The organism is Candidatus Manganitrophaceae bacterium, assembly GCA_016200325.1.
Lineage (GTDB): Bacteria > Nitrospirota > Nitrospiria > SBBL01 > Manganitrophaceae > Manganitrophus.
This window is the reverse complement of sequence record JACQEZ010000005.1, coordinates 108,439-134,587: the sequence shown is the minus strand read 5'-3', so window position 1 is coordinate 134,587 and position 26,149 is coordinate 108,439. Positions and strand designations below refer to the sequence as shown.

Annotated in this window: 31 protein-coding genes, 1 tRNA gene and 1 pseudogene; all 33 read left to right on the top strand. The window is 55.6% G+C overall.

Features of this window, described 5'->3' with window-relative positions:
• The coding region (gene tuf, locus HY282_04070) for an elongation factor Tu (GenBank protein ID MBI3802918.1) at positions 1-141 on the top strand (141 nt) is incomplete at its 5' end.
• A 14-nt stretch (positions 142-155) separates the two neighbouring features.
• The gene (gene rpmG / locus HY282_04065; protein ID MBI3802917.1) at positions 156-305 is read left to right on the top strand and encodes a 50S ribosomal protein L33; all 150 of its coding nucleotides are present in this window, start codon (positions 156-158) and stop codon (positions 303-305) included.
• Positions 306-321: 16 nt separating this feature from the next.
• A tRNA-Trp gene (locus tag HY282_04060) sits at positions 322-399 on the top strand.
• Between the two features lie 68 nt (positions 400-467).
• Positions 468-662 (top strand): preprotein translocase subunit SecE, encoded by a 195-nt coding sequence (gene secE / locus HY282_04055; protein ID MBI3802916.1) that lies wholly within the window; start codon positions 468-470, stop codon positions 660-662.
• A gap of 30 nt (positions 663-692) precedes the next feature.
• Positions 693-1,223 (top strand): transcription termination/antitermination protein NusG, encoded by a 531-nt coding sequence (nusG, locus tag HY282_04050; protein ID MBI3802915.1) that lies wholly within the window; start codon positions 693-695, stop codon positions 1,221-1,223.
• Positions 1,224-1,276: 53 nt separating this feature from the next.
• The gene (gene rplK / locus HY282_04045) at positions 1,277-1,699 is read left to right on the top strand and encodes a 50S ribosomal protein L11 (GenBank protein MBI3802914.1); all 423 of its coding nucleotides are present in this window, start codon (positions 1,277-1,279) and stop codon (positions 1,697-1,699) included.
• Between the two features lie 60 nt (positions 1,700-1,759).
• On the top strand, positions 1,760-2,452 hold the full coding sequence (locus tag HY282_04040) for a 50S ribosomal protein L1 (protein ID MBI3802913.1): 693 nt from the start codon (positions 1,760-1,762) through the stop codon (positions 2,450-2,452).
• A gap of 63 nt (positions 2,453-2,515) precedes the next feature.
• Positions 2,516-3,526, top strand: a pseudogene (gene rplL / locus HY282_04035) (50S ribosomal protein L7/L12).
• Positions 3,527-3,724: 198 nt separating this feature from the next.
• Positions 3,725-7,768 carry a DNA-directed RNA polymerase subunit beta gene (gene rpoB, locus HY282_04030; GenBank protein ID MBI3802912.1) on the top strand — a complete coding sequence of 1,348 codons (4,044 nt, stop codon included), beginning with the start codon at positions 3,725-3,727 and terminating at the stop codon, positions 7,766-7,768.
• A 100-nt stretch (positions 7,769-7,868) separates the two neighbouring features.
• Positions 7,869-12,041: a DNA-directed RNA polymerase subunit beta' gene (rpoC, locus tag HY282_04025; GenBank protein ID MBI3802911.1), complete on the top strand. Its 4,173-nt coding sequence runs from the start codon at positions 7,869-7,871 to the stop codon at positions 12,039-12,041.
• Positions 12,042-12,109: 68 nt separating this feature from the next.
• Positions 12,110-12,481: a 30S ribosomal protein S12 gene (locus tag HY282_04020; protein ID MBI3802910.1), complete on the top strand. Its 372-nt coding sequence runs from the start codon at positions 12,110-12,112 to the stop codon at positions 12,479-12,481.
• Between the two features lie 171 nt (positions 12,482-12,652).
• On the top strand, positions 12,653-13,123 hold the full coding sequence (gene rpsG, locus HY282_04015) for a 30S ribosomal protein S7 (protein MBI3802909.1): 471 nt from the start codon (positions 12,653-12,655) through the stop codon (positions 13,121-13,123).
• Positions 13,124-13,225: 102 nt separating this feature from the next.
• Positions 13,226-15,313, top strand: a complete 2,088-nt coding sequence (fusA, locus tag HY282_04010) for an elongation factor G (protein MBI3802908.1) — start codon at positions 13,226-13,228, stop codon at positions 15,311-15,313.
• A gap of 50 nt (positions 15,314-15,363) precedes the next feature.
• Complete coding sequence (tuf, locus tag HY282_04005; GenBank protein ID MBI3802907.1) at positions 15,364-16,545, top strand: elongation factor Tu; 1,182 nt, start codon at positions 15,364-15,366, stop codon at positions 16,543-16,545.
• Positions 16,546-16,664: 119 nt separating this feature from the next.
• Positions 16,665-16,973, top strand: a complete 309-nt coding sequence (gene rpsJ, locus HY282_04000; protein ID MBI3802906.1) for a 30S ribosomal protein S10 — start codon at positions 16,665-16,667, stop codon at positions 16,971-16,973.
• A gap of 124 nt (positions 16,974-17,097) precedes the next feature.
• A complete protein-coding gene (gene rplC / locus HY282_03995) occupies positions 17,098-17,760 on the top strand; it encodes a 50S ribosomal protein L3 (protein ID MBI3802905.1) in 663 nt (220 codons plus the stop codon).
• Between the two features lie 8 nt (positions 17,761-17,768).
• The gene (gene rplD / locus HY282_03990; GenBank protein ID MBI3802904.1) at positions 17,769-18,407 is read left to right on the top strand and encodes a 50S ribosomal protein L4; all 639 of its coding nucleotides are present in this window, start codon (positions 17,769-17,771) and stop codon (positions 18,405-18,407) included.
• The gene (locus tag HY282_03985) at positions 18,394-18,678 is read left to right on the top strand and encodes a 50S ribosomal protein L23 (protein MBI3802903.1); all 285 of its coding nucleotides are present in this window, start codon (positions 18,394-18,396) and stop codon (positions 18,676-18,678) included. The genes rplD and HY282_03985 overlap by 14 nt, the downstream gene beginning before the upstream one ends.
• 36 nt (positions 18,679-18,714) lie before the next feature.
• Positions 18,715-19,545 carry a 50S ribosomal protein L2 gene (gene rplB / locus HY282_03980; protein ID MBI3802902.1) on the top strand — a complete coding sequence of 277 codons (831 nt, stop codon included), beginning with the start codon at positions 18,715-18,717 and terminating at the stop codon, positions 19,543-19,545.
• Positions 19,546-19,743: 198 nt separating this feature from the next.
• Positions 19,744-20,031, top strand: coding sequence for a 30S ribosomal protein S19 (gene rpsS / locus HY282_03975; protein ID MBI3802901.1), 288 nt, complete (start codon positions 19,744-19,746; stop codon positions 20,029-20,031).
• Between the two features lie 62 nt (positions 20,032-20,093).
• On the top strand, positions 20,094-20,642 hold the full coding sequence (rplV, locus tag HY282_03970; GenBank protein ID MBI3802900.1) for a 50S ribosomal protein L22: 549 nt from the start codon (positions 20,094-20,096) through the stop codon (positions 20,640-20,642).
• A complete protein-coding gene (rpsC, locus tag HY282_03965) occupies positions 20,642-21,310 on the top strand; it encodes a 30S ribosomal protein S3 (protein MBI3802899.1) in 669 nt (222 codons plus the stop codon). Before rplV ends, rpsC begins: the two co-directional genes overlap by 1 nt.
• A 16-nt stretch (positions 21,311-21,326) precedes the next feature.
• Positions 21,327-21,740, top strand: coding sequence for a 50S ribosomal protein L16 (gene rplP, locus HY282_03960; protein ID MBI3802898.1), 414 nt, complete (start codon positions 21,327-21,329; stop codon positions 21,738-21,740).
• Positions 21,741-21,743: 3 nt separating this feature from the next.
• Positions 21,744-21,962 carry a 50S ribosomal protein L29 gene (locus tag HY282_03955; GenBank protein ID MBI3802897.1) on the top strand — a complete coding sequence of 73 codons (219 nt, stop codon included), beginning with the start codon at positions 21,744-21,746 and terminating at the stop codon, positions 21,960-21,962.
• Positions 21,963-21,990: 28 nt separating this feature from the next.
• Positions 21,991-22,248: a 30S ribosomal protein S17 gene (gene rpsQ, locus HY282_03950; GenBank protein ID MBI3802896.1), complete on the top strand. Its 258-nt coding sequence runs from the start codon at positions 21,991-21,993 to the stop codon at positions 22,246-22,248.
• A gap of 46 nt (positions 22,249-22,294) precedes the next feature.
• Complete coding sequence (rplN, locus tag HY282_03945; protein MBI3802895.1) at positions 22,295-22,663, top strand: 50S ribosomal protein L14; 369 nt, start codon at positions 22,295-22,297, stop codon at positions 22,661-22,663.
• A gap of 11 nt (positions 22,664-22,674) precedes the next feature.
• A complete protein-coding gene (locus HY282_03940) occupies positions 22,675-23,019 on the top strand; it encodes a 50S ribosomal protein L24 (GenBank protein ID MBI3802894.1) in 345 nt (114 codons plus the stop codon).
• 72 nt (positions 23,020-23,091) lie between these two features.
• Complete coding sequence (gene rplE / locus HY282_03935) at positions 23,092-23,646, top strand: 50S ribosomal protein L5 (GenBank protein ID MBI3802893.1); 555 nt, start codon at positions 23,092-23,094, stop codon at positions 23,644-23,646.
• Positions 23,647-23,832: 186 nt separating this feature from the next.
• Positions 23,833-24,018 carry a type Z 30S ribosomal protein S14 gene (locus HY282_03930; protein MBI3802892.1) on the top strand — a complete coding sequence of 62 codons (186 nt, stop codon included), beginning with the start codon at positions 23,833-23,835 and terminating at the stop codon, positions 24,016-24,018.
• A 70-nt stretch (positions 24,019-24,088) separates the two neighbouring features.
• Entirely contained in the window at positions 24,089-24,481 is a 393-nt protein-coding gene (gene rpsH, locus HY282_03925; protein ID MBI3802891.1) for a 30S ribosomal protein S8, read from the top strand.
• 136 nt (positions 24,482-24,617) lie between these two features.
• Positions 24,618-25,154, top strand: a complete 537-nt coding sequence (gene rplF, locus HY282_03920; protein MBI3802890.1) for a 50S ribosomal protein L6 — start codon at positions 24,618-24,620, stop codon at positions 25,152-25,154.
• A gap of 57 nt (positions 25,155-25,211) precedes the next feature.
• Positions 25,212-25,562 carry a 50S ribosomal protein L18 gene (rplR, locus tag HY282_03915; GenBank protein MBI3802889.1) on the top strand — a complete coding sequence of 117 codons (351 nt, stop codon included), beginning with the start codon at positions 25,212-25,214 and terminating at the stop codon, positions 25,560-25,562.
• Positions 25,563-25,643: 81 nt separating this feature from the next.
• Entirely contained in the window at positions 25,644-26,147 is a 504-nt protein-coding gene (gene rpsE, locus HY282_03910) for a 30S ribosomal protein S5 (GenBank protein ID MBI3802888.1), read from the top strand.
• The last annotated feature ends 2 nt before the right edge of the window (positions 26,148-26,149 follow it).

Below are 26,149 nucleotides of genomic sequence, written 5' to 3'. Positions count from 1 at the left end.
GAGATGATCATGCCCGGAGACAACGTCACCATGGAAGTCGAGCTGATCATGCCGATCGCCATGCAAGAAGGCCTCCGATTCGCCATCCGCGAAGGGGGCAAAACCGTCGGCGCCGGCGTTATTACTAAAATCATTAAGTAGAATAGGGTCAAACCATGCGCGATATTGTTACGATGGCCTGTACCGATTGTAAAAGGCGAAATTACTCGACGAACAAAAACAAAAGAAATACCCCCGATCGGATCGAGCTCAAGAAATATTGCAACTCCTGTCGGAAGCACACACCTCATAAAGAAGTGAAGTAGTGTGCTGTCAGCGATTAGGCCAGTAGCTCCAATTGGTTAGAGCGGCGGTCTCCAAAACCGCATGTTGTGGGTTCGAATCCCTCCTGGCCTGCCAGATGAGAGTCACCGTAAAAGGCGCGCGCATTCGACAGAGGGCAAGGGCGGAGGGTTAAGGAAGGTCATATGATAAATCGGATTTTTCAATCTGTTACCGACTTCACAAAGGATGTTCGAAGCGAGCTTTCGAAGGTTACCTTCCCGAGCAAAAGCGAGACGGTCGGATCGACCACAGTGGTCATCGTATTTACCCTCATCGTCTCCATTTTTCTTGCCGTTGTGGATGCCGTCTTGGTCCGCCTACTGCGCTTGGTCGTCTAAGTCCCTCTGTTGAGGATGAAGGAGTGTCTGATGGATAAAAACTGGTATGTCATTCATACCTATTCCGGTTATGAAGGACGCGTCAAGGCCAGTCTGGAAGAGCGGATCAAAGCGCTCGGTTTGGAAGAAAGGGTCGGTAAGGTCCTCATTCCAACCGAAGAGGTGGTCGAGATCAAAGAGGGAAAGAAGCGGGTCTCCACAAAGAAGTTCTTTCCCGGATATGTTCTCGTTGAAATGATGCTGGACGATGAGCTCCAGCAACTGGTGAAGAGCACCCCCAAGGTGACCGGGTTTCTGGGCGGGGGAACAGTCCCCTCGCCTCTTTCTCAGCATGAAGTTGACGTGCTTCTCAAGCAGATGGATGAGGGGGTCGGGAAGCCTCGCGAGAAGATGCAGTTTGAAAAGGGAGATCAGGTTCGGATCACCGATGGGCCTTTCCTCGGATTCAACGGGGTGATCGATGAGGTGAACCCGGATCAGAGCAAGGTGAAGGTGTTGGTCAGTATTTTCGGAAGATCGACCCCGGTGGAGCTGAGCTTTCTTCAGGTGGAGAAGGTCTAGAGCGACGCAGTCGCCGTTCAATGAGTCGTTCATTCGATTCTTAAGGAGATCAAATGGCAAAAGAAGTTACAGGAATGGTGAAGCTCCAGATTCCGGCGGGCAAGGCAAATCCGGCTCCGCCTGTCGGCCCGGCCTTGGGTCAACACGGCGTCAACATTATGGAGTTCTGTAAGGCATTTAATGCGAAGACCCAGGGTCAGGAAGGGACGATTATTCCGGCCGTGATCACCATTTATTCCGACCGCTCTTTTACTTTCATCACCAAGAGTCCTCCCGCTTCCGAACTTCTTAAGAAAGCGGCCGGTGTCATCAAAGGGTCGGCGGTGCCGCACAAGGATAAAGTAGGAAAGGTGACGCGGGCCCAGGTCGAAGAGATCGCAAAGACAAAGATGCAGGATCTGAATGCGGTCGATCTCGAAGGGGCGCGCAAAATTGTCGAAGGGACCGCGCGCAGCATGGGAATCCAGGTCGAGTAATTTAACCGATTCCGGGAACGATTGAGATCCGTGTCGCGAGACATTTAATTCGAGGGGAAAATGGGTAAAAAATACGAAGCAGCAGTCGCAAAGATCGAGGACAGAGGTTATAAGCTCGACGAGGCGGTCAACCTGCTTAAAGAAGTTCATTATGCCAAGTTCGATGAGAGCGTCGACATGGCGGTCCGGCTGGGTGTCGATCCGAAACACTCCGACCAGATGGTCCGCGGATCGGTCGTCCTTCCTCACGGCACGGGGAAAAAGGTTCGTATCTTGGTCTTTGCCAAAGGGGAGAAGGAACGAGAGGCGACCCAGGCGGGCGCGGACTATGTCGGCTTGGACGATCTAATCGAAAAAATTAATCAGGGATGGCTTGAATTCGACACGGTGGTCGCCACCCCCGACTTGATGGGATCGGTCGGCCGCTTGGGAAAGGTGCTCGGTCCCCGCGGATTGATGCCGAACCCGAAGACCGGGACGGTGACATTCGATATCACCCGGGCGATCAAAGAGATCCGACAGGGAAAGGTGGAATACCGCGTTGAGAAAGCCGGCATCATCCATGTCACGGTCGGCAAGATCTCCTTTAGCCCCACCCAGCTCTTTGAAAACGCCGAATTGGTGATCGATTCGATCGTCAAGGCAAAACCGGCCTCGGCGAAGGGAACGTATGTCAAAGGAATTACGATCTCATCGACGATGAGCCCCGGGATTGCGGTCGATGTCGGCAACATCGGCCAAGGTGCTGCATAAGCGCCTCTTGTCGTTCACGGCGGCATGTGATATTGAACTAAAACAATCGAGCAAGGGCGAGAGATGAAAAAAGAAGAAAAAGCGGTAATGATTGCAGAGCTGCAGGAGAAGTTCGCCAGGGCGAAAGTGGCGGTCCTGGCCGAATATGCCGGCATGGAGGTCGAAGAGATTCGCGTTGTAAAGAATGAGCTGCGGCGCGCAAAGGGAGAGTTCAAGGTGGTGAAGAACACCCTCGCCATTCGGGCCGCGCAGGGAACATCGCTTCAAGGAATCGCCGTTTATTTCAAGGGTCCGATCGCCATTGCCCTCGGTTATGAAGATCCGATCGCCCCGGCAAAAGCGTTGAACACCCTTGCCGAGAAGCAGAAGAAATTAAAAATCATGGTCGGCGTGGTTGAAAATCAGGTCGTCGACCCCGCCCGGCTGAAGCAGATCTCGCGGCTTCCTTCCAAGGGAGTGTTGATCGGCCAGTTTGTCGGCCGCCTCAAGTCGCCGCTCTACGGCCTTGCGGGAACCCTCAATGGGGTCTTAAGCAAATTCGCCAGAACGCTCCAGGCGGTCCATGAGAAACGCCAGACCCCCGAAGCCTAGGCGCTAGAGAGAAGATTTAAATCAAACACCATTACGCAACTTAACCTGTTCATTTAACCGAGGAGAGAACCGAAGATGGCACAGACAGAGGAAATGGAATTAACGAACGATCAGATCATCAAAGCAGTCGAGAAGATGCCTGTACTTCAATTGGCCGAGTTGATTAAGATGGTGGAAGAGCGCTTCGGCGTCACCGCAGCGGCCCCGATGGCGATGGCGGCGGCTCCGGCAGGCGGCGGCGGTGGTGCAGCGGCAGCCCCGGCTGAAGAGAAGACGGCATTTGATGTGGTTCTGACGGCCGGCGGCGACAAGAAAATCCAGGTGATCAAGGTGGTCCGCGAGCTGACCAGCCTCGGCTTGAAGGAAGCGAAAGACCTCGTTGAAGGCGCTCCGAAGACCGTCAAGAGCGGCGTCTCCAAGGATGAGGCCGAATCGATGAAGAAGAAGCTGGAAGAGTCGGGAGCGAAGGTCGAGATCAAATAGCTTTACCTTATTTCCAAACTCTGGTGCGTCTTCAAAATCGATTTTTTATCCGAGTCGTTTGAAGGTTCATCTGCATTCACAATCGGAAGATCTATATTCGATGAGGCGGGGCCGTTCGAAAGGGAATGGTATTCCCCGCCGTCGGAGTTTTCGGCAGGGTCTGCAGATTTCCTTTAAATCCGATTCTAGGAGGTTTTAATGGCACAGAGCACCGAAAATGGTACCCGGGAGAGGAACGACTTATCCAAAATCAGCATTCAGATACCGATCCCGAATCTGATTGAGATCCAACAGCAGTCCTACGAGCGCTTCCTGCAGCGGGATGCAACCACCGAGCAGCGGGAAGATATCGGGCTGCAGTCGGCGTTCACGAGCGTCTTTCCGATCTCTGATTACAACGACACGGCGATGATCGAGTTCATCGATTATTCGATCGGAAGCCCGAAGTATGATGTGCAGGAGTGCTTGGAGCGGGGAATGACCTTTGCAGCCCCGTTGAAGATCCGCGTCCGGTTGGTCGTTTGGGATAAAGAGAGCAAAGGAGATTCGAAGAAGGTTCGCGACGTCCGGGAACAGGAGGTCTATATCGGTGAGCTTCCGCTCATGACCGAGAACGGCACCTTTCTGATCAACGGCACGGAGCGGGTGGTCGTCAGCCAGCTTCAGCGCTCTCCCGGCGCCGCATTTACACACGACAAAGGGAGAACGCACGCCAGCGGCAAAGTGCTCTATTCGGCCCGGATTATCCCCTATCGCGGCTCATGGCTCGATTTCGAATTCGACGCAAAAGACATTCTCTATGTCCGAATCGATCGCCGCCGCAAACTTCCCGCCACCATTCTCTTGAAAGCCTTCGCGCAAGTAGAAGGGGACAAGCAGGAGAAGAAGTTCACCCTGGCCGGACGGGAAGGAAAGGTCGAAGGGGGAAGCTTGGAGGAGTCGATCCTCAAGCTCTTCTACCCGATCGAAGAGGTCCAGATCACCGACGGCGCGTTTTTGAGAAAGCTTGATCCCGAGATCCACTCCGGGATCAAAGCGCCGATCGACTTCATGGATAAGAAAGAAAAAGAGGTCCTCGCCAAAGAAGGGGCCAAGATGACCAAAGGGGTCATCAAGCGGATGAAGACCGAAGGGGTCAAGGAGATCCCGTATCCGAAGGAAGAGTTGATCGGAAAGGCGGTCCTCAATGACATCATCGATCCGAACACCGGCGAGGTTCTGCTGGAGCGCAACCATGAATTAACCGATGCGGTTCTGTCGAAGATCGTCGAGGCCGGCATCAGTGAAATCAAGGTGCTCTATATCGACAACATCCAGGTTCTTCCGGTGATTCGGGATACACTGGCGGTCGACAAGGTCGCCTCTCCCGATGAGGCGATGGTTGAGATCTACCGACGCCTTCGTCCGGGGGAGACCCCGACGATGGAGACGGCGCGCCTTCTCTTCGACAATCTCTTTTATAACCCGAAACGGTATGACCTCTCGCCGGTCGGACGGTTGAAGCTAAACAAGAAGCTCACCCTGGATCTCCCGTTGGAGCAGCGGACGCTGACGGCGCCGGACATCGTCGAAGTGATCCGGTACCTGGTCAATCTGAAAACCGGAAAGGGTGAGATCGAGGATATCGATCATCTCGGCAACCGGCGTGTCCGATCGGTCGGGGAATTGCTCGAGAATCAGTTCCGGATCGGATTGGTCCGGATGGAACGGACGATTAAAGAGCGGATGAACCTGCTCGATCTCGAGACGGTCTTGCCGCATGATCTGATCAATGCCAAGCCGGTGATCGCCGTCATCAAAGAGTTCTTCGGAAGCAGCCAGCTCTCGCAATTTATGGATCAGACCAATCCGCTGGCGGAGATCACCCACAAGCGGCGTCTCTCCGCCCTCGGTCCCGGCGGTTTGACCCGGGAGCGGGCCGGATTCGAGGTTCGCGACGTTCATCCAAGTCATTACGGCCGGATCTGCCCGATCGAGACGCCGGAAGGGCCCAACATCGGCTTGATCACCTCTTTGGCGACGTATGCGCGCGTCAACGAGTTCGGCTTCATCGAATCTCCGTATCGGAAGGTGAAGAACGGGCGGGTGACCGAGGAGATCGAATTCATCTCGGCGATCGATGGCGATAAATATGTCATCGCTCAGGCGAATACCAAGGTCGACGGCAAAGGGAAGATCACCGCCGACAGCATCTCTGCACGGTATGCAGGCGATTTCGTGATGGTGCCGGCAGACCGGGTGGAATATATGGACGTCTCGCCGAAACAGATCGTCAGCGTCGCGACCGCGTTGATCCCCTTCTTGGAGAACGACGATGCGAACCGGGCGCTGATGGGATCGAACATGCAACGTCAGGCGGTGCCGTTGATTGCCACCGAGGCCCCGTTTGTCGGGACCGGGATGGAGGCGATCGTGGCGCGCGATTCCGGCTATGTCGTTTTGGCGAAACGGGGCGGCGTCGTGGAAAGTGTCGATGCAACCCGAATCGTCGTAAAGGCGGAGCTGACACGCAAGGAGAAGGAGAACGCTTCCGACGATCCGGAGGTGGCGCTCGATGTCTACAATCTGATCAAGTTCCAGCGGTCGAACCAGAACACCTGCATCACCCAAAAGCCGGTCATCACGGTCGGAACGCGGGTGAAAAAGGGAGATGTTCTCGCAGATGGTCCCGCCATCGATCAGGGTGAGCTGGCGCTCGGCCGGAACGTGCTGGTTGCTTTCATGCCGTGGGGCGGGTATAACTTCGAAGATGCGATCCTCATCTCCGAAAAGCTGGTGAGGGAAGACTTCTTCACCTCGATTCACATCGAAGAGTTCGAGCTCGAAGCCCGCGATACCAAGCTCGGTAAAGAAGAGATCACGCGCGACATTCCGAACGTCAGCGAAGATGCGTTGAAGAACCTCGACGAGTCGGGGATCATCCGAATCGGCGCCGAGGTGAAGCCGGGAGATATCCTGGTCGGAAAGGTCACTCCGAAAGGGGAGACTCAGCTGACGCCGGAAGAAAAGCTGCTCCGTGCGATCTTCGGCGAAAAGGCGGGCGATGTGAAAGATGCGTCGCTCTATGTGCCGCCGGGGATTGAAGGAACCGTCGTCGATGTGAAGATCTTCTCTCGTAAAAGTGTCGAGAAAGATGAGCGGACGAAGAGCATCGAGAACGAAGATACGATCCGGCTGCAGCGCGACCATCAGGACGAGCTCCGGATCATCGAAGAGGAAAAGCACAAGAAGATCCGAAAGCTCTTGTTCGGGAAGCTGGCCGGGATCGATATCGTCGATCCGGAGACCGGCGAAATCCTTCTGAAGAAGAAGAAAAAGATCACGAAGGAGATCCTCGACCGGATTCCGGATGAGGAGTTGAAGAACATCTCCCTCAACGAGCCGGAAGAGCAGGAGAAGATCGATCGGATCGAGGCCTTTACCAAGGAGCAGGTCGATATCTTACAGACGATCTACGACGAGAAGGCGGGCCGCCTGAAGCGAGGCGACGAGCTTCCTCCGGGGGTCATCAAACTCGTCAAGGTCTTCATCGCGATGAAGCGGAAGCTTCAGGTCGGCGACAAGATGGCCGGTCGTCATGGCAACAAGGGGGTTGTCTCCCGCGTCCTGCCGGAAGAGGAGATGCCGTATCTTCCGGATGGAACACCGGTGGAGATTGTTCTGAACCCGCTCGGCGTCCCCTCTCGTATGAACGTCGGGCAGATCTTGGAGACCCATCTCGGTTGGGCGGCGAAAGCGCTCGGAATGCATGTGGCGAGCCCGGTTTTCGACGGCGCAACGGAGAAAGAGATCAAGGAGATGCTGGCAAAGGCGAAACTCCCGACCTCCGGTCAGACGGTCCTCTATGATGGGAAAAGCGGGGAAGCGTTCACCCGGGCCGTTACGGTCGGTTATATGTATATGATGAAACTCCATCACCTGGTCGATGACAAGATCCACGCGCGCTCGATCGGCCCCTACTCTCTGGTGACGCAGCAGCCGCTCGGCGGAAAAGCGCAGTTCGGCGGACAGCGGCTCGGAGAAATGGAGGTCTGGGCGCTTCAGGCGTACGGTGCTGCATCGATTCTGCAGGAGTTCCTCACGGTGAAATCAGACGATGTCCCCGGTCGCTCCCGAATCTACGAGGCGATCGTCAAGGGAGAGAACTTCCTTGAGCCGGGACTGCCGGAGTCGTTCAACGTGTTGATCAAAGAGCTCCAAAGCTTGGGGCTCGATGTGGAGTTGATCAAGGGGAAAGAGTAAACAAGGTGTCAGCCGTCAGCGGTCCGACCTCAGCGTAAAGCGGATAGGGGATCGCTGATGGCTGATCGTTTCACTTTTATTTTTAACTTTTGGAGGTTCAATGGAGACAACAAGTAAGGTCGATGCGATTAGCAGTCTGTTCGAGAAATCGAAAGACCCGATCTCTTTTGATGCCATCCGTATTCGTATCGCCTCGCCCGAGAAGATTCGCTCTTGGTCCTACGGCGAGGTGAAAAAGCCAGAGACGATCAACTACCGCTCTTTTAAGCCGGAGCGGGATGGGCTCTTTTGCGCCCGGATCTTTGGCCCCATCAAGGACTGGGAGTGCAACTGCGGAAAATACAAGCGGATGAAACATCGTGGAATCGTCTGCGATAAATGCGGCGTGGAGGTGATCCAGTCGAAGGTGCGTCGCGAGCGGATGGGGCATATCGAGCTCGCCTCTCCCGTGGCGCATATCTGGTTTTTAAAGGGGGTTCCGAGCCGCATCGGCGCACTGCTCGACATGACGTTGAAGCAGCTCGAGCGGGTGCTCTATTTTGAAAACTATGTGGTGGTCGATCCGAAGGATACCGACCTGAAAGAGAAAGAGATCCTGACCGAAGACCGCTATCGCGCTCTGATCGAGGAGCATGGGGTCAACGGATTCCGCGCCGACATGGGGGCCGAGGCGATTCGTGAATTGTTAAGGAAGATCGACCTCGATCCGCTCTGGGACGAGCTGCATGTGAAGGTCGCCGACGCAAGCTCGGCCGCGGTGAAGAAGAAGCTGACGAAGCGGCTGAAGGTCATCGAATCGTTCCGGAAGTCGGGAAACCGTCCGGAGTGGATGATCCTCGATGTCGTTCCGGTCCTGCCGCCTGAGCTCCGTCCACTGGTTCCGTTGGACGGGGGACGGTTTGCGACATCGGATTTGAACGATCTCTATCGCCGCGTCATCAACCGGAACAACCGGCTCAAGCGGCTGATCGAGCTGAAGGCGCCGGCGGTCATCATCCGAAACGAGAAGCGGATGCTGCAGGAATCGGTCGATGCCCTCTTCGACAATGGGCGTCGCGGGCGCGCGATTCGCGGACCGAACAAGCGGCCGTTGAAGTCGCTCTCCGACATGCTCAAGGGAAAACAGGGGCGGTTCCGTCAGAACCTCCTCGGAAAGCGGGTCGATTACTCGGGACGGTCGGTGATCGTCGTCGGGCCGGAGCTCAAGCTCCATCAATGCGGCCTGCCGAAGAAGATGGCGCTCGAGCTCTTTAAACCCTACATCTTTCAGAAGCTGGAAGATCGCGGTTATGTCACCACGATCAAGAGCGCCAAGAAGATGGTGGAGAAAGAGAAGCCGGAGGTTTGGGATGTGCTCGACGAGGTGATCCGCGAGCATCCGGTGCTGTTGAACCGGGCGCCGACGCTGCACCGTCTCGGCATTCAGGCGTTCGATCCGGTGTTGGTCGAGGGGAAGGCGATTCGTCTTCATCCGCTCGTCTGCGCCGCATTCAACGCCGACTTCGACGGAGACCAGATGGCGGTGCATGTTCCGCTCTCGGTCGAAGCACAAATCGAAGCGCGTATTCTGATGATGTCGATCAACAACATCCTCTCGCCCGCCAGCGGCAAGCCGATCATGGTTCCCTCTCAAGACATGGTCCTCGGCTGCTATTGGCTGACGAAAGAGCGCGCCGGCTCACGGGGAGAAGGGAAGACCTTCTCTTCCGACGAGGAGGTGCGGATTGCGTACGACCATGAAGAGGTCGAAGAGCATGCTCGGATCAAGGTCAAGAAAAACGGCAGCTTGGTCGAGACGACCGTCGGACGGGTGATCCTGGGAGAGATTCTTCCCCCCTCGATTCCGTTTGCGGCGATCAACAAGGTGCTCAACAAGAAAGAGCTGATGAAGCTGATCGACACCGCCTACCGCGAGGCAGGTCATCGCGAGACCGTCCTTCTTCTCGATCGGGTGAAGGAGATGGGCTACTACTACGCCACCAGAGCGGGCCTCTCCATCTGCATCGACGACATGCATATTCCGTCAAAGAAGGAAGTGTCGATCGAAAAGGCCAAAAAAGAGGTGTTGGAGATCGAGAAGCAGTATGCGGAAGGGCTCATCACCAACGGCGAGCGATACAACAAGGTCGTCGATATCTGGGCGCATGTGACCGAAGTCGTCGCCAGCGAGATGATGAAAGAGCTGGCCCAAGAAGAAGAGAATGTCAAGAAAGGCTCCAACAAGGCGAAGGGGGCGCAGTTCAACTCGATCTACATGATGGCCGATTCCGGCGCCCGCGGCAGCACGCAGCAGATCCGTCAGCTCGGCGGAATGAGAGGGTTGATGGCGAAGCCGTCCGGCGAGATCATCGAAACCCCGATCACCGCCAACTTCCGGGAAGGGTTGACCGTGTTGCAGTACTTCATCTCGACGCACGGCGCCCGAAAGGGTCTGGCCGACACCGCGTTGAAGACGGCGAACTCCGGCTATCTGACACGGCGTCTGGTCGATATCGCCCAGGATGTCATCATCAATGACCTCGATTGCGGAACGGTCGATGGGATTACCGTCACCTCCCTGGTCGAAGGGGGAGAGGTGATTGAGCCGTTGGAAGAGCGTCTCCTCGGTCGGATCGCCGCGGAAGAGATTCGCGACCCGATCACCGGCGAGCTCATTTGTGCCCTGAACGAAGAACTGGATGAGCGACGAACCCAAGAGGTGATCGATGCCGGTATCGACAAGGTGAAGATCCGCTCGGTGTTGACCTGCCAGGCGCGTCGCGGTGTCTGCGTCCGATGTTACGGACGGGATCTGGCCCGCGGTCGGTTGGTGGAACGGGGCGAGGCGGTCGGCGTCATTGCAGCACAGTCGATCGGCGAGCCGGGAACACAGCTGACGATGAGAACATTCCACATCGGCGGTACGGCGAGCAAGGTGATCGAGCAGACCGTTCTGGAGGCGAAGAATACCGGTATTCTCAAATACCTTAACCTCAACACGGTGAAAAACAAAGACGGCGACATGGTCGCCATGAACCGGAACGGAAAGATCGCCATCTATGATGATACCGGCCGTGAAAAAGAGAAATACTCGGTCGTCTATGGCGCCCGGATCAAGGTCAAAGACGGCGGACGGGTCGAAGCGAGCCAGAAGCTGGTCGAATGGGATCCCTATTCTCTCTCAATCTTGACCGAGGTCGGCGGAAAGGTCGCCTTCGGAGACATCGTCGAAGGGCAGACGATGCGGGAAGAGGTCGATGAGGTCACCGGATTGTCAAGAAGGGTGATCGTCGATTATCCCGGATCGAATCTTCGGCCCCGGGTTTCTATTAAAGACGACGGCGGGAAGACGGCGAAGATCTCCAGCTCCGCCGCCGTGGCGCGCTACCTGTTGCCGGCGGGAGCTCATATTCTCGTCGAACGGGGGCAGACGGTTTCTCCGGGAGATGTCCTGGCGAAAATTCCGCGTGAAACGACGAAGACCAAAGACATCACCGGCGGTCTTCCCCGCGTGGCCGAGCTCTTCGAGGCAAGAAAACCGAAAGAGCAGGCGGTCATCTCCGAAATCGATGGAACCGTCGAATACGGCGGGTTCGTCAAAGGAATGCGGAAAGTGATCGTCCGGAACGAGATGGGCGACGCCCGCGAGTATTACATCCCGAAGGGAAAACATGTCAACGTCCATGAGGGAGACTGGGTCCATGCCGGAGAGCCGTTGATGGACGGCTCCGCCAATCCGCACGACATTCTCGACGTCCTCGGACCGAAAGAACTTCAGAAATATCTGGTCGATGAAGTGCAGGAGGTCTACCGGCTGCAGGGGGTCTCGATCAACGACAAGCATATTGAGATCATCGTCCGTCAGATGCTCCGGAAGGTGAAGGTGGAAGAGCCGGGGGATACCGAGTTCCTGATCGGCACCCAGGTCGACAAGTTCGCCTTCCAGGCGGAGAACGATCGGGTCATGGCCAAGGGTGGACGGCCGGCGATCGGAAAACCAATTCTGCTCGGCATCACCAAGGCAGCCCTTTCGACCGACAGCTTCATCTCGGCGGCCTCCTTCCAGGAGACGACGCGGGTGTTGACCGAAGCGGCGATCAGCGGAAAAACCGACGATCTCTTGGGTCTGAAGGAGAATGTCATCGTCGGGCGGCTCATCCCGGCCGGAACGGGGCTCGGATCGTATCGAGATGTCTATGTGAGGGTGCCTCAGCAGGAGGAAGCGGCCGTCGCCACACAGGAGGCGGTCCCGGCGCTGCCGGCACCGACGGAGGAGCCTGCGGCATCGGAATAAACTGCTTGACATTTCAGAATTCTTTCACTATACTTCCACAGTTTTGGTGCCTATGAGGAGGAAGGTCTGTGCCGACCATTAACCAACTGATCAAGCGGGGACGCGAGAGAGCGCACTCGAAAACAAAAAGTCCCGCCCTGAAGGAATCTCCGCAAAAGAGGGGGGTCTGTGTTCGCGTCTACACGACGACACCGAAGAAACCGAACTCCGCTTTGAGAAAAGTGGCGCGTGTTCGTCTGACCAACGGCATTGAAGTGACCTCTTATATTCCGGGTGTCGGCCACAACCTTCAGGAACACTCGATCGTATTGGTTCGGGGTGGAAGGGTGAAAGATCTCCCGGGCGTTCGCTACCATATCGTTCGCGGCGCGCTCGACACGGTCGGCGTCGCGAATAGGAAACAGGGTCGTTCCAAATACGGGGCTAAAACGCCCAAATAGTAATCTGACGGGCCGCTTCGCGGCCCGCCCACTGAACGCCGCAGAGTGCGTTGTTTCCGACTTGCCGCGGGTTTGGTGCACAAATCAAATTAGGTTCCATTGTCTTTCGTGTGAAGGCCCCCGCCGATGTAAGGCGGGGTGCCTCGATTTTGATTTTCCATTGAGGATAAGATGCCAAGGCGAAGAGTAGCGGCAAAAAGAGAAATTCTTCCGGATCTGAAATTCGGCGATCGCTTGATCGCAAAGTTTATCAACATGCTGATGCGGCAAGGGAAGCGGAGCATCGCTGAGGGGATCTGTTACAGCGCGCTTGATGTCATTAAGCAGAAGAGCGGCTCAGATCCAATCAAGGTTTTCAAGGCGGCCATCGATAATGTAAAGCCGATGGTGGAGGTGAAGTCCCGTCGTGTCGGCGGGGCCTCTTATCAGGTTCCGGTGGAGATTCGTCAGAATCGCCGGACCACGCTGGCGCTCCGTTGGATCACTCTTTACGCCAAACAGCGTTCGGGAAGAAGCATGGAAGAGAAGCTGGCCGCCGAGCTGCTGGACGCGTCGAACAATACGGGCGGCGCTGTTAAGAAGCGAGAGGATACGCACAAGATGGCCGAGGCCAATAAAGCCTTTGCCCATTATCGCTGGTAATTGTTCGATCGAATACCTTCGGGTGAAGGCACGCGCCTTCACCTTTTTTACTTATCTCCCCTTGCATCTTGACACCGGAGAAGCAAAAAAGGGAGTAAAAAAATGCCACGCGAATATCCTTTAGACAAAATTAGAAACATCGGGATCATGGCACACATCGACGCTGGAAAAACGACCACGACCGAGCGGATCCTTTTTTATACCGGGGTCACGCATCGGATCGGCGAGGTCGACGAGGGAACAACGACGATGGATTGGATGGATCAGGAGCGGGAGCGGGGCATCACCATCACCTCCGCGGCAACGACCTGCTACTGGAAAGGCCATCGGATCAACATCATCGACACCCCCGGCCATGTCGACTTTACCATTGAGGTGGAGCGGTCGCTTCGGGTCCTCGACGGGGCCGTGGCGGTATTCGACTCCGTGCAAGGGGTCGAGCCGCAGTCGGAAACGGTTTGGCGGCAGGCCGATCGATACGGTGTTCCCCGAATCGCCTTCATGAATAAAATGGACCGGACGGGTGCCGACTTCTTCACGAGCGTTCAATCGATCGTCGATCGGCTCGGTGCGCGACCCGTTCCGATTCAGATCCCGATCGGGAAAGAAGGGGCTTTCCGGGGGCCGATCGATCTGATCAACATGAAGGGGGTCTTCTTCGATGATGAGACGCTCGGCGCGAAATATGTCGTCGATGAAATTCCGGAAGAGCTCCGCGCGACGGCGCAGGAGTATCGCGATAAGATGATCGAGGCGCTCGCCGACATCGACGATACGCTGATGGAAAAGTTTTTAAACGGCGCGACGATCACGCCGGAAGAGATCAAGGCGGCGCTCCGCAAGGGGACGCTGACAATGAAGATCGTCCCGGTCCTCTGCGGCGCTTCTTTTAAGAACAAAGGGGTTCAGCTTCTTATCGATGCGGTGGTCGATTATCTTCCTTCTCCGCTGGATGTTCCGCCGATGAAGGGGATTGATCCGAAAACCGGCGCGGAGCTGATTCGAAAAGTCCGTGACGACGAGCCGTTCTCCGCGTTGGCTTTTAAAATTATGACCGATTCGTTCGTTGGCCAGCTGACCTTTTTCCGCGTCTACTCCGGCGTCTTGACCTCCGGCTCGTACATCTATAATTCGACCAAGGAGAATAAAGAGCGGATCGGCCGGATTCTGAAGATGCATGCGAATAAGCGGGAAGATATCAAGGAAGTTTATGCCGGGGATATCGCCGCGGCGGTTGGATTGAGAAATACCACGACGGGAGATACCCTCTGCGATGAAAACCATCCGGTCCTTCTGGAAGTGATGAAGTTCCCGGAGCCGGTGATCGCGATGGCGATTGAGCCGAAGACGAAAGCCGACCAGGAAAAGTTGGGGCTGTCGTTGCAGAAGCTGATTCAGGAAGACCCCTCGCTGCGCGTCTCCACCGATGAAGAGACGTTGCAGACGATCATCTCGGGAATGGGGGAGCTGCACCTGGAGATCATCGTCGATCGGTTGAAAAGAGAATTTAAGGTCGAGACAAACGTCGGAAAGCCGCAGGTCGCCTATCGGGAAACGATCCAGACCCGGGCCGAGGCGGAAGGAAAATATATCCGGCAGTCGGGCGGCCGGGGACAGTATGGACATGTTTGGTTGACGGTCGAGCCTCAGGAACCGGGAAAAGGATTCGAGTTCGTCAATAAGATCGTCGGGGGTTCGGTTCCGAAAGAGTACATCCCTGCGGTAGAGAAGGGGATTCGCGAAGCGATGACCTCCGGCGTGGTGGCCGGTTATCCGATGGTCGATTTCAAAGCGATCCTTACCGATGGATCGTACCACGAGGTCGACTCCTCGGAGATGGCGTTTAAGATTGCCGCGTCGATGGGCTTCAAAGAAGCGACGAAGCGGGCCAATCCGGCGCTGTTGGAGCCGATCATGGATTTAGAGGTGATCGTTCCTGAAGAGTACATGGGCGATGTCATCGGGAACCTCAGCTCCAAGCGGGGAAAAATTCTTGGAATGAAAATGCGGGGAGGCGCGCAGGTCATTTCCGCGCAGGTCCCGCTCGCGGAGATGTTCGGTTATGCGACCGATCTTCGGTCGATGACGCAGGGGCGCGGCGTCTTCACAATGCAATTTGCCCACTATGATGTGGTTCCGAAAAATATCTCCGATGAGATTATTGCAAAGAATCAAGGGACCGCTGCTTAACACCGGTTTATAAATTTTATATTCAACCCTGAATTTTTTTGGAGGGATAGATGGCGAAGGCGAAATTTGAGCGGACGAAGCCGCATGTGAACATTGGGACGATTGGGCATGTGGACCATGGGAAGACGACGTTGACCTCTGCGATCACGAAAGTGTTAGCGGAGAAGAAGTTTGCCGAGTACTTAGCATATGATCAGATTGACAAAGCCCCCGAGGAGAAAGAGCGCGGCATCACCATTGCTATTGCGCATGTAGAGTACCAGACGGATAAGCGCCACTACGCCCATGTCGACTGCCCGGGGCATGCCGACTACGTCAAGAACATGATCACCGGGGCGGCCCAGATGGACGGCGCCATCTTAGTCGTCTCAGCGGCCGACGGTCCCATGCCCCAGACGCGCGAGCATATTCTGCTTGCACGCCAGGTCGGAGTGCCGTATATTGTCGTCTTCTTGAACAAAGCCGACATGGTCGACGACAAAGAGCTATTGGAACTCGTAGAGCTGGAAGTCCGAGAGCTGCTGAGCAAATATGAATTCCCCGGCGATGACATCCCCGTCGTCATCGGCTCTGCACTGAAAGCCCTAGAGGGGGACAAAGGGGAGATGGGAGAGCAGGCGATCATGAAATTGATGGACGCCATCGACAGCTATATTCCCACCCCTCAGCGCGAGATCGACAAGCCCTTCATCATGCCGATCGAAGACGTCTTCTCCATCTCCGGGCGAGGCACCGTCGTCACCGGCCGCTGCGAGAAAGGGATCGTCAAAGTCGGAGACGAGATCGAAATCGTCGGCATCAAGCCGACCCAGAAGACCGTTGTTACCGGAGTAGAGATGTTCCGCAAAATCTTAGACCAGGGACAAGCCGGAGATAACATCGGAGTGCTCTTAAGAGGGACGAAGAAAGAAGACGTCGAGCGCGGCATGGTGCTCGCCAAGCCTGCGAGTATCACCCCGCACACCGTCTTCAACGCCGAAGCCTACATCCTCACCAAAGAAGAAGGAGGCCGACACACCCCCTTCTTCAACGGATATCGGCCTCAGTTCTACCTTCGCACCACCAACGTCACCGGCGTTGTGAAGCTGCCGGAGATGATCATGCCCGGAGACAACGTCACCATGGAAGTCGAGCTGATCATGCCGATCGCCATGCAAGAAGGCCTCCGATTCGCCATCCGCGAAGGGGGCAAAACCGTCGGCGCCGGCGTTATTACTAAAATCATTAAGTAGGTCAGTTGTAGATAAACAAAGCGAGCAGTGGGCTTCGCCCATGCGAGCGCGGGGCGTGGGGGCACTGGAGGACATATCTTCTTCAGTTGCCGCACAGGCCCCCACATAGAAAAAGAGGAATTGTGAATCAGAAAATTCGAATTCGTTTAAAGGCGTATGACTACCGTGTTCTCGACCAATCGGTGGGTGAAATTGTCGATACGGTAAAGCGAACCGGCGCCAAAGTGGCCGGTCCGATTCCTCTGCCGACGAAAATCAACAAATACACAGTGCTCAGATCGCCGCACGTCGACAAAAAGTCCCGGGAGCAATTCGAGATCCGGACCCATAAACGTCTCATCGACATTTTGGAGCCGACGCCCGAAACGGTCGATGCCTTGATGAAGCTCAACCTTTCGGCCGGCGTCAACGTGGAGATTAAACTCTAAGGCGAGAGATGTTTTAATAAGGCGAGCAGCCGGCTTTGCCGGTGCAAGCCGCGGGGCGTGGGGGCAATGGAGGACGGATCTTCTTCAGTTGCCGCACAGGCCCCCACATAAAATGGTGATAGAGATGGTAAACGGGTTAATCGGATATAAGCTTGGAATGACGCAGGTCTATACGGATGAGGGGAAGTTGGTCCCCGTCACCGTCCTGGAGGTCGGCCCCTGCAAGGTCGTTCAGATCAAGACGGCCGAGAAAGAGGGATATCAATCGGCGCAGCTCTCCTTCGATGAGGTCAAGGAACACCGGATCAACCGCCCGGGACGAGGCCATTTTAAAAAGGCGGACGTCACCACCGCGCGGGTGCTGAAGGAATTCAAGGGAGACCTCAATGGGATCACCCTCGGCCAAGTGATCAAGGCGGATATCTTCCAGAAGGGAGAGATCGTCAATGTCACCGGCGTCTCGAAGGGAAAAGGTTTTCAGGGGGTTATGAAACGCTTCCATTATGCCGGCGGTCCCGCCACACACGGTTCGATGTTCCACCGGCACCCCGGATCGATCGGAGCGAGCTCTTTCCCCTCCCGCGTCTGGAAGAACAAGGGAATGCCGGGACACATGGGGAATGAGCAGGTGACGACCGAAGGGTTGCAGATCATCGAGATCCGGCTGGACGAGAACCTGATCTTCATTAAAGGAGCGGTTCCCGGGAGTCCAAAGGGATTGGTGCTGATCCGCAAGTCGAAGAAGCAGAAGATCAAGAAACAGCCGGCCGAAGCGGCGAAGAAGTAGAGGGGATCATGCCTGACGTAGAAGTTAAAAATATGCAGAACGAGAAGACCGGAACCCTCACGCTCGACGAGCCGATCTTCGGCGCAGAAGTTTCGAGAGGGCTTCTTCACGAAATCGTCCAGATGCAGCTGGCATCGATGCGTCAGGGAACGGCTGCGACAAAGACAAAAGGGTTTGTCAGCGGCGGCGGAAAAAAGCCGTGGAAGCAGAAGGGAACGGGACGGGCGCGTGCCGGATCGAACCGATCTCCCATTTGGAGGGGGGGAGGGACGACCTTCGGACCGCTCCCGCGCGGCTATGGTTATGACATCCCGAAGAAGAAAGCAAGGAAGGCGCTCTTCTCGGCCCTTTCCTCCAAAGTTCAAGAGGGACGGGTGGTCGTTCTGGAGGATCTGGAGATTTCCGAGCCCAAGACAAAGTCGATGGTGAATCTGCTCAGTCGGCTCGGTCTGGAGGGAAAGATTCTCCTGGTCGTCTCTCAGATAACGGAAAACCTCGGCCGGGTCACCCGCAATCTCGCGGCGGTGAAGGTGCAGGAGGTTCGGCAGTTAAACGTCTATGATCTCCTTCTGGCGGATACGCTCCTGACCACGCGGCGGGACATCGCCAGGCTTGTAGAAGTGTGGGGTAACCATGAATCGGCATGATTTAATCGTCCGTCCGGTTTTGACGGAGAAGAGCACGCTGTTGCGTGAAGGATATAACAAATATTGTTTTATGGTTCGTCCGAAGGCAAACAAGACCGAGGTCAAGCGGGCCGTCGAGGAGACCTTGAACGTGAAGGTCGAAAGCGTTCACATCGTGAACGTCCTCGGTAAGGAAAAGCGACTCGGCCGGTTTGTCGGGAAGCGTCCCGATTGGAAGAAGGCGATCGTTACCCTGAAAGAGGGTGAGAAGCTGACGCTGTTCGAAGGATAAAAGCGAAGTTCATTTTAGCTAGAGGTTATTCAATCGATGGGAGTCAAGACCTATAAACCGACATCGCCCGGTCGCCGTTCCGCGCAGGGGCTGACCTTTGAGGAAATTACAAAAACCGAGCCGGAGAAGCGGCTCATCTCCCCGAAAACCTCCTCGGGAGGACGGAATCACCGGGGAAAGCTGACCGTTCGCCATCGCGGCGGCGGGCACAAGCGGGCTTACCGGCAGATCGATTTCAGACGGGAGAAATTCGACATTCCGGCGAAGGTGGCTGCGATCGAGTATGATCCCAATCGATCGGCTCGGATCGCGTTGCTTTTCTATGCAGACGGCGAGAAGCGCTACATGATCGCCCCCGACAGTCTGAAAGTCGGAGATCAGGTGATGTCGGGACCGAATGCAGAAGTCCGGACCGGCAATGCCCTTCCGCTGGCGAATATCCCCGTCGGTTCGATGATTCATAACATCGAGCTCAAGAAGGGGAAGGGGGGCCAGATCGCGAGAAGCGCCGGCGTCTCCGCGCAGCTCATGGCGAAGGAAAACGAGTGGGCGCAGGTCCGGCTCGGGTCGGGCGAGGTTCGTTTGATTCACTCCGAGTGTATGGCGACGATCGGTCAAGTCGGAAATATCGATCATGAGAATTACACGCTGGGAAAGGCCGGCCGAAGCCGCTGGCTCGGCCGTCGGCCGACGGTAAGAGGGGTTGCGATGAACCCGGTCGACCATCCGCACGGCGGGGGCGAGGGGAAGGCGGGTCAGGGAAATCCCCATCCGGTCTCTCCTTGGGGACAGCTGACAAAAGGTTATAAAACGCGCCGAAGAAAATATACCGACGCTTTTATTATCAAACGAAGAAATAAGAAGTAGTCAAGGATCCATTAAGGCGAGCAGCCGGCTTTGCCGGTGCGAGCCGCGGGGCGCGAGATCGCTATCCCGGAGACGAGTTGTAAATAAAGCGAGCAGTGGGCTTGGCCCATGCGAGCGCGGGGCGTGGGGGCAGTGGAGGACATATCTCCTTCAGTTGCCGCACAGGCCCTCACATAAAAATAGACTAAAAGGTGAGCGATGCCGAGATCGGTAAAAAAGGGACCTTTCGTCGATAATCATCTGGCCGATAAAATTACCAAGATGAACGCGTCGAATGATAAGAAGATCATCAAGACATGGTCGCGACGGTCGACGATCATTCCGGAGATGATCGGCCATACCATGGCCGTCCATAACGGTAAGAAGTTTATTCCGGTCTATGTGACGGAAAACATGGTCGGTCACAAGCTGGGTGAATTTGCGGCGACCCGCTTCTTCAAGGGGCACGGCGCTGCAAAAACCGAGAAGGCGACGGCCTTAAAGTAATCGTTTGTTCCAGCGTTCCGCAGCGATCCCGCTGTCCTGGACGGTTGAGGAGTGGAGTTTAAATGGAAGCGAAAGCCATTTTACGGTTTGTCCGTGTAGCGCCCCGGAAGGCAAGGCTGGTGGTCGATCTCATCCGAGGCAAGAGCGCTGCGGAAGCACTGATCATCCTTAAATTTACGCCGCGGCATGCCGCGCGTGTGGTGGAGAAGATTTTAAAATCGGCCGTGGCGAATGCGACACAGAAAGAGATGGGAGATGTCGATACGCTCCAGGTCTCCAAAGTCTTCGTCGACGGCGGACCGGTGATGAAGCGGATGCAGCCGCGGGCGATGGGCCGGGCCAATATCATCCGGCATCGCACGAGCCACATCACCTTGATTATCTCCGGCTCGGAGAATGGGTTAAAGAAGCCGAAAGCTTCCCGCGTCGCCCCCGCCGCTGAGACAAAGGTGGTGGAAGAGAAGCCGGCGGCGAAGAGAACGGTAAAAAAGAAGACCGCCGCGAAGAAGACGACGGCGAAAAAGAGTGAGAAGACGGAAAAGAAACCGGAAAAAAAGAGCGGAAAAAAGAAGACCGAAGGAAAATCGGCCGCTGCCGATAAGGAGAAATAATGGGTCAGAAAGTCCATCCATTGGGGTTTCGGTTAGGCTACATCAAAACGTGGAGCTCGCGTTGGTATGCCGAGAAAGACTATGCCAAGCTCCTCCATGAAGATTTAAAGATCCGGAAGATCGTCAAAAAGAAGCTCTACCACGCGGGGGTTGCTCGCGTGGAAATCGAGCGCTCCGGAAACCAGATCAAGATCACCATCCACACCGCCCGTCCCGGCATTATCATCGGGAGAAAAGGGGCGGAGGTCGACAAACTCAAGGTTGAACTTGAGGCGATGACCAAGCGGCAGGTCTACATCAACATCAAAGAGATCAAGAAGCCGGAGTTGGATGCGCAGCTCGTCGCCGAGAACATCGCAATGCAGCTGGAAAAGCGGGTCGCTTATCGGAGGGCCATGAAGAAAGCGGTCGCCTCCGCGCTCCGCTTGGGCGCTTTGGGGATTAAAGTCTACTGCGCGGGACGTTTGGCCGGTGCTGTGATTGCCCGGACCGAGTGGTATCGCGAGGGACGGGTTCCGCTTCACACCCTCCGGGCCGACATCGATTTCGGGTTGGCCGAGGCGGCGACGACCATGGGACAGATCGGCGTGAAGGTTTGGATTTATCGAGGCGATATCCTTCCCGAGACGGAGAAGGAACGCGAGCTCGCCGCCACGACAAGAAAGTAAGAGGTGAGAGGAAAGCATGCTGGCTCCTAAGAAAGTAAAGTATCGAAAGCGGATGAAGGGTCGGATGTCCGGCAAGGCTTATCGGGGCTCCGATTTGAGTTTTGGAGATTTCGGCCTCAAGGCGATGGAGCCGGGGTGGATTACGGCCAGGCAGATCGAGGCGGCCCGTATCGCGATGACCCGTTTCGTGAAGCGGGGAGGAAAGATCTGGATTCGAATCTTTCCGGACAAGCCGATCACGAAAAAGCCGGCCGAGACCCGTATGGGCAAAGGAAAAGGGGCGCCCGAATATTGGGTGGCCGTCGTAAAGCCGGGCCGGATTATCTACGAAATGGAGGGGGTGACCCCGGAAGTGGCGAAGGAGGCCTTTCGACTGGCCGCCTATAAACTTCCGATTGCAACCCAGTTCGTATCGCGCGGAGAGGCATAAGAGATGGAAGCCAAAGACTATAAAGAGATGACGGTCGAGGAGCTTGCAGAGAAAGAGAAAGAGCTGCGGAAAGAGCTCTTCAACTTGCGCTTCCAGGCGGTTTCGGGCCATGTCGAGAATCCCAATCGGATGAAACAGATCAAGCGGGAGATCGCTCGGCTGATGACCTTTTCCGGACAGAAGAAAAAAGAGACGGCTGAAAAGAGCGCCGCGTCGAAATAACGTTCATTGAAAAAAGCATAGGGACAACATGCAGAATAAGAAAAAAGAGTTTATCGGCCAGGTCGTTGGCGACAAGATGGATAAAACGGTGGTGGTTGCGATCGATCGAATGGTGCAAGACCCGCGTTATAAGAAATTCATCCGCAGGACCAGCAAGTTTAAAGCGCACGATGAAAAGAATGAATGTCACGTCGGCGATCGGGTAAAGCTGATCGAGACGCGTCCCTTGAGCCGGGAGAAACGCTGGGTCGTCATCGAAGTGCTGGAGCGGGCGAACGAGGTTTAAGAGCCGAGTCCTTTGGATCATCCTTTAACAGAAGCAGGTGCGTGGTATGGTACAGATTTACACAATGCTCGATGTCGCTGATAACTCCGGGGCGAAGAAAGTGATGTGCTTTCATGTCAAGGGGGGATCCAAGAAGCGCTATGCGCGATTGGGCGATATCATCGTGGCCACCGTCAAAGAGGCGATTCCGCAGGGGAGTGTGAAGAAGGGCGAGGTCGTGCGCGCGGTGGTCGTCCGGACGACGAAAGAAGTTCGCAGAGACGACGGCTCCTACATCAAATTCGATCGCAACGCCGCCGTTCTGATCAATGCGCAAGGCGAGCCGATTGGAACCCGCATCTTCGGCCCGGTGGCGAGGGAGCTGCGGTGGAAGAAGTTCACGAAGATTATCTCGCTTGCGCCTGAGGTTTTATAAGGATCGTCATGATGGGAGATTCCACTTTGTTTAAGACCAAGCTGAAGAAGGGCGATCACGTTCGGGTGATCGCAGGAAAAGAAAAAGGGAAAGAGGGCAAAGTCCTTCATATCCTGACGGATAAGAACGCGGTGGTCATTGAGAAGCTCAATATGCTGAAGCGGCATACCCGTCCGAATCAGACGAATCCCAAAGGGGGTATCATCGAGCGGGAGGGGCGAATCGCGATCTCCAACGTGATGCTGGTTTGCGGTAATTGCAATAAAACGACCCGCGTCGGCAGTAAGCTGTTGTCCGACGGAAAAAAACTGAGAAGTTGCAAAGAGTGCGGCGAAGGCCTCGATAAGGGCGCCTAGGCCAGCTAGATCGATCCCGGATATTTTAGCCAGACATTTTAGAGAGACGGACACCCGATTATGAAGACCACGATTGCGACAGTGAAAGAGCGTTATCTCCAGGAAGTCGTTCCGGCGATGATGAAAGAGTTTGGGTACAAGAACACAATGCAGGTGCCCAAAATTGAGAAGATCGTCGTGAATGTCGGAATGGGCGAAGCGATTGCCAATGTGAAATTGCTCGATGCGGCGGTGAAAGAGCTCGGCCAGATTACCGGTCAGAGACCGGTGGTGACGAAGGCGAAAAAATCGATCGCCGGATTCAAGCTCCGGGAAGGAATGCCGATCGGCAGCAAAGTGACGCTCCGCCGAGCGCGGATGTATGAGTTTTTGGATCGGCTTCTCTATGCGGCGCTCCCCCGCATCCGCGACTTCAGAGGGATCTCGCTGAAGGCGTTTGACGGCAAGGGAAATTACACCCTCGGGGTCAAGGAACAGTTGATCTTTCCGGAGATCAACTATGACGAGGTGGCGGCGATCCACGGAATGGATATCGTGATCGTGACGACCGCCCCCAACGACGCCGAAGGAAGAGCGCTCTTAAGGCTCCTCGGCTTCCCCTTTCGAAAGCCGGGCGAAAACAAATAAAGGTGCGCATCCTGCTTAGCCGATGCGAGCCGCGAGAATAACGTGGAATCCATCAGACTTGATGGACTCGAGAATAGAAGAGGGCTGGACATCCGGCTTTGCCGGTGACCCGCCGGGGCGTGGGGGCATCGGAGGACTTTTCTTCTTCAGTGTCCGCACGTGCCCCACATATAAATAGAGGAATAAATGGCAAAGAAATCGTTGATTGCAAAAGCGAAGAGAGAACCAAAGTTTGCGGTGAGGAAATATAGTCGCTGCGCCGTCTGCGGCCGGGTTCGGGGCTACCTGAGAAAGTTCACGATGTGCCGGATCTGTTTTCGCTTGCTGAGTTTGAAGGGGGAGATTCCCGGGGTGGTCAAATCGAGCTGGTAGGGTGAGCCTCCTTGATCTCAGCCCTTTGATCGGGATGGCGCCGGTTGGTATTATCGTTTTGGAGTAGAGAATGACAGATCCTATCGCAGACATGCTGACAAGAATCAGGAATGCCAAAGAGCGACGACATGAGGTCGTTGATATGCCGCTTTCCAAGTTGAAGGTGGAAATCGCTCGGATTCTGAAAGAAGAAGGGTTCATCCGAAATTACCGCGTGGTCGGAGAAGCGGTGAAGAAAGATTTGCGGGTCTACCTCAAATACATCGATCAAGAGGAATCGGTCATTACCGATCTGCAGCGGGTCAGCAAGCCGGGAAGACGGCTTTACGTCGGAAAAAACAAAATTCCTTCGGTCAAAGGGGGGATCGGAATCGCGATCCTTTCGACGCCGAAGGGACTCCTGACCGATCAGAAGTCGCGCGAGGCAAAAGTGGGCGGAGAAGTTCTCTGCTACGTTTGGTAATCTCGACATCGGCTCATTAGATAAAGAAGACGAGGAGCAGGCTGCGCCGATGCGCAGCCGCGGGGCGCGGCGGCATTGGAGGACCTTCTCCTTACAGTTGCCGCAGAGGCCCTCACATAAAGTAGAGGTTGATATCATGTCGCGAGTCGGTTTAAAGAAAATTACAGTCCCAAATGGAGTGACGGTCAAGGTCAATCCCGATTCTGTCCAGGTGAAAGGTCCCAAAGGAGAGAACCAGAAGCCGCTCCGGCCCGAGATCAAAGTGGCGGTCGAGGGAAGCGACTTAACCGTTTCCCGCTCCTCGGAAGATCGCTTCATCCGATCCCTCCATGGCTTGACTCGAAACGAGATCCAGAACATGATCGTCGGGGTGACCCAAGGGTTCGAGCGGATTCTGGAGATCAACGGCGTCGGCTTCCGTGCCGTCGTCCAGGGGAGGACGCTCCTTTTAAACCTCGGCTATTCGCACCAAATTCATTTTGAGCTTCCGAAGGGGATTGACGCCTCTGTTGAGAAGCAGACGATCGTCACGATCAAGGGGATCGATAAGTATCTGGTCGGACAGGTGGCGGCGAACATCCGCGCCTTGCGCGAGCCGGAGCCGTACAAGGGAAAAGGGATCAAGTACCGCGAAGAGAAGATCATCCGGAAAGAAGGAAAGACCGGTAAATAGAAAAGCAAGGGTGGGTGAATCCTCCCGCCTTCTTATTGGGGTTTTGTGATGACGATCATGGCAAAAGAGAAAGCGATTGCACGAGAGCGAAGGCACCGTCGGGTCCGTCGGAAGATCCTCGGGACCCCCGAGCGGCCGCGTCTCTCGGTGTTTCGGAGTTTGAACCACATTTATGCGCAGATTATCGATGACCTTTCCGGAAAGACCCTGGCCGCTGCGTCGAGCCTGACCAAGGGGGGCGAGAGCGGGGGAAACCTCGAATCGGCGAAGAAGATCGGCACGAAGCTCGCGTCGCTGGCCAAGGAAAAAAATATCACCAAGGTGGTTTTTGACCGAGGCGGCTACCTTTATCATGGAAGGGTGAAGGCGCTGGCGGATGGGGCCCGAGAAGGGGGACTTCTTTTCTAGCGTCCTTAATATCAAGGGCGGGAAGAGAGGTTGTCCTCACGAATTATTTTTCCCGGCTTTGCCGGATGAGGGAGGCAATACTTGGCAAAGATTAATCCAGAAGAGCTGACGTTAAAGGACAAGGTGGTCTTCATCAACCGCGTTGCGAAGGTGGTGAAGGGGGGAAAGCGATTCTCCTTTTCTGCGGTCGTGGTGGTGGGAGACGGCCAAGGACATGTCGGTGTTGGAAAGGGAAAGGCGGCCGAGGTTCCTGAAGCGATCCGCAAAGCGATCGAGAACGGAAAAAAGAACTTGATAGAGGTTCCCCTTAAAGAATCGACGATCCCCTTTGAGATCACCGGCCACTACGGCGCCGAAGAGGTGATGCTGAAGCCGGCGGTCGATGGAACCGGAATCATCGCGGGAGGGCCGGTCCGTGCCGTAATGGAAATGGTCGGAATTTCAAATATCCTCTGCAAGTCGCTCGGCAGCGGAAATCCGCTCAATGTCGTTAAAGCGACGCTGGAGGGTTTCTCGAAGTTGAGGGATCCTGCGGAAATCGTACGGCGGCGGCAGACAACGGCCCTCGCTCTGTCGGAGAGATAAAG